Consider the following 3084-nt stretch of genomic DNA (forward strand, 5'->3'; position numbering starts at 1 on the left):
GGGCGGCGGCGCGCGCGTCACCGCGCCGGGCCGCGGCCCGGGCGGCCAGGGCGCGGCCGGCTTCGAGGACGTCTTCGGCGGCCTCTTCGGCGGCGGCGCCCCCGGCGGCGGCCGCGTCCGCTACACGACGTCGCCGGGCGGCGGCGGTGCCGGGCAGCCCGGCCTCGAGGACCTGCTCGGCGGCCTCTTCGGGGGCGGTGGTGGCGGCTTCGGCCGCGCCATGCAGGGCCAGGACATCGAGGCGACGACGACGCTGCCCTTCCGGCAGGCGGTCGAGGGCTCGACGGTCACGCTGACGGTCGAGGGCCGCCGGGTCACCGCCCGCATCCCGGCCGGGGTGCGCGACGGCCAGAAGATCCGGCTGCGCGGCAAGGGCCGGCCCGGCGAGGGCGGGGCCCCCGCCGGCGACCTCGTCATCGCCGTCCACGTCGAGCCGCACCCGGTGTTCTCGATCGACGGGCGTGACCTGCGCATCACCGTCCCGGTGACCTTCGACGAGGCGGCGCTCGGTGCCGAGGTCGAGGTGCCCACGTTCGGCGGTGCGGGCGGGAGCGGCACCGTGCGGGTCAAGGTGCCCGCGGGTACGCCGTCGGGCCGGACGCTGCGCGTGCGCGGCCGCGGGGTCGCGACGCCGAAGGGCACCGGCGACCTGCTCGTCACGGTCCAGGTGGTCGTGCCCCAGCGGCTCTCGGACGAGGCCCGGGCGGCCGTCGAGGCGTTCCGCGACGCGACCCGCGACGGCGACGTCCGCGCGGACCTGCGCGCGCGGGCCGCCCGCTAGCGGAGGAGGAACGGTGACGGGGATCGCGGAGCAGGCGTGGGACGCACCCGCGTTCGTCATCTCCGTCGCCGCGGAGCTCGCGGGGATGCACCCGCAGACGCTGCGCCAGTACGACCGCCTGGGGCTCGTGTCCCCCCGGCGGGCCCCGGGGCGCGGGCGGCGCTACTCGCTGCGTGACATCGCGACGCTGCGCGAGGTCCAGCGCCTCTCGCAGGACGAGGGCGTGAACCTCGCCGGCATCAAGCGCATCCTCGAGCTCGAGGCGCAGGTCGAGCGGCTCACCGCGCAGGTCGAGGCGCTGCGTGCCAGGGCCGAGCCGGGACACCGCATCTTCGCGGCGGGGCCCCAGGGCGACGTCGTCGCCGTGCCCCGCGGGCACCGGCCCGCCCGCGTCACGACCAACGGCGCCCTGGTGGTCTGGAGCCCGTCGAGCCGCCGCTGAGTCCGCGGCGCCGGGACCAGCGGCTCAGCGACGCAGGTGGTGCAGGAGGCGTACCGCGGACTCGTGCGTCTCCGGGAGCGGCTCGATCCAGATGCGCGGCGGCTGGCGCACCAGGTCCGCGACCTCGAGCTGGACCGCCTGGCGGTTCACCTCGTCGCGCAGCCGGCGCACGAGCTCCCCGAGGTCGCGGTCGCGTGCCACGAGGGCCGTGAACCGCCCGCCGCCGAGCGCCGCCATGGGCTGGCCCGCCGGCAGCGACGTCGTCAGGGCCTGCCCCATCGCGGCCGACCGCGTCATGCGCCGCCAGGGCGGCACGTCCTCGCGCGCGACGTCGACCAGGACCAGGCAGTGGGTCGTGAACGCCTCGTGGCCGTGCCGGCGCGCGGCCCCGTACGTCTCGGCGAGCCGGACGCCGAGGTACTCGATCGTCGGCAGGCCGGACTCGGGGTCCAGGCAGGAGGCCCGGACCGGGACCGACGCCACCGCGTCCGCCCAGCCCTCGCACAGCGCCCGGACGACCGCCATGCCGGGCTCACGCCCGAGCAGCTCGTAGACGAGCCCGATGTCGTCCAGGGTCTCGGCGATCCCGACGCCCGCGGCGCCCCGCACCTCGCCGAGCCGGGAGGCGGCCGCGGCCGCGCACTCCTCGGCGCTGAGGGCCTCGGCGAACGCGTCGACCGCCGGGTGGTACCAGTCGCCGGGGCGCAACCACACCGACTCGACGGTCCGGGAACGCCACTGCTCGCGCAGGCTCGCCGCCGACCCGTCGCGCGTCAGGTCCGTGGTCGTCATGACAGATGAGAGCGGCCACGGCGGTGACCATGACGCCACTTCCGGCCGCGGATCGCGGAATCGGGCGGTCCGGACACTTCAGTTCAGGGCCCGCGCCGCCGATGTCACCCCCGGGGCCACCCGCACGGGGGTTGACCGCCCATGAGAGCCTGTGCACAGGGCGGACCGACGGAGGGGGCTCGGGTGACGATCGCCAACGCCTGGGACCTGTCCAGCGACGCGGAGCTCATCACCGCCGTGCGCGGTGGTGAGTCCGAGCCCTTCGGCGTCCTCTACGAGCGCCACGTCGGCGCCGCGCGCGCCGTCGCGCGCCAGTACTCCAACCGCGCCGCCGACGCCGACGACGCCGTCTCGGACGCGTTCTCGCGCGTCCTGTCCGCGATCCAGCGCGGCGGCGGGCCCGACGTCGCCTTCCGCGCCTACCTCTTCACGGTGCTGCGGCGCGTCGCGATGGAACGTACCGAGGCGAGCAAGCGGACCGTCGCGTCCGACGACGTCGAGATGTTCGAGGCGGCGGTCGGCCCCGGCGAGTCCACCGAGGCGCCGACCCTCGCCGGGTTCGAGCGCGGCGTCGTGTCCAAGGCCTACTCGTCGCTGCCGGAGCGGTGGCAGGCCGTCCTCTGGTACACCGAGGTCGAGGAGCTCAGCGCGGCGCAGATCGCCCCGATCCTGGGCCTCACCGCGAACGGCGTCGCGGCGCTCGCGTACCGCGCGCGCGAGGGCCTGCGCCAGGCCTACCTGCAGCAGCACCTCGCCGCCCCGGAGAGCGAGGCGTGCACGATCGTCAACAAGAAGCTCGGCGCGTACGTGCGCGGCGGCCTGGCCAAGCGCGAGACGGCGCTCGTCGAGGGCCATCTCGACGAGTGCGGCACGTGCCGCGCGCTGGTGCTCGAGCTCGGGGACGTCAACCACGGGATGCGGGTGGTCATCGCGCCGCTCGTGCTGGGGCTGTCCGCCGCGGTGCTGCACGGCATCGGCTTCGGCGGCGCCGCCGGTGCGGCGGGCGCCACGGCGGCGGCGTCCGCGGGTGCGGGAGCCGCCGGCTCCGCCGGTGCGACGGGCACGGCCG

General features: G+C 76.7%; 4 protein-coding genes. 3 read left to right on the forward strand and 1 reads right to left on the reverse strand.

The genetic code is table 11. The annotated features are described in order from the left end of the window. Positions 1-781, forward strand: a 781-nt coding sequence (locus IDM29_RS15980; protein ID WP_188037776.1) for a DnaJ C-terminal domain-containing protein, incomplete at its 5' end; no start/stop codon positions are given. A gap of 13 nt (positions 782-794) precedes the next feature. Continuing rightward, the gene (locus IDM29_RS15985) at positions 795-1223 is read left to right on the forward strand and encodes a heat shock protein transcriptional repressor HspR (RefSeq protein WP_370525769.1); all 429 of its coding nucleotides are present in this window, start codon (positions 795-797) and stop codon (positions 1221-1223) included. Positions 1224-1247: 24 nt separating this feature from the next. Here IDM29_RS15985 and IDM29_RS15990 read toward each other — a convergent pair whose 3' ends face one another. Then, a complete protein-coding gene (locus IDM29_RS15990) occupies positions 1248-2015 on the reverse strand; it encodes a hypothetical protein (protein ID WP_182112356.1) in 768 nt (255 codons plus the stop codon). A 183-nt stretch (positions 2016-2198) separates the two neighbouring features. On the opposite strand from IDM29_RS15990, the gene IDM29_RS15995 reads away from it, so the two are divergent. Continuing rightward, positions 2199-3084: sigma-70 family RNA polymerase sigma factor (locus tag IDM29_RS15995; RefSeq protein WP_188037777.1), on the forward strand; the 886-nt coding region annotated here is incomplete at its 3' end.

The sequence above is a fragment of the Actinotalea sp. JY-7885 genome, from assembly GCF_014525465.1.
Classification (GTDB): domain Bacteria; phylum Actinomycetota; class Actinomycetes; order Actinomycetales; family Cellulomonadaceae; genus Actinotalea.

Excerpts from the sequence above, each read along its gene's own strand:
- IDM29_RS15990 (WP_182112356.1), bottom strand. The coding sequence starts at position 2,015 with ATGACGACCACGGACCTGACGCGCGACGGGTCGGCGGCGAGCCTGCGC.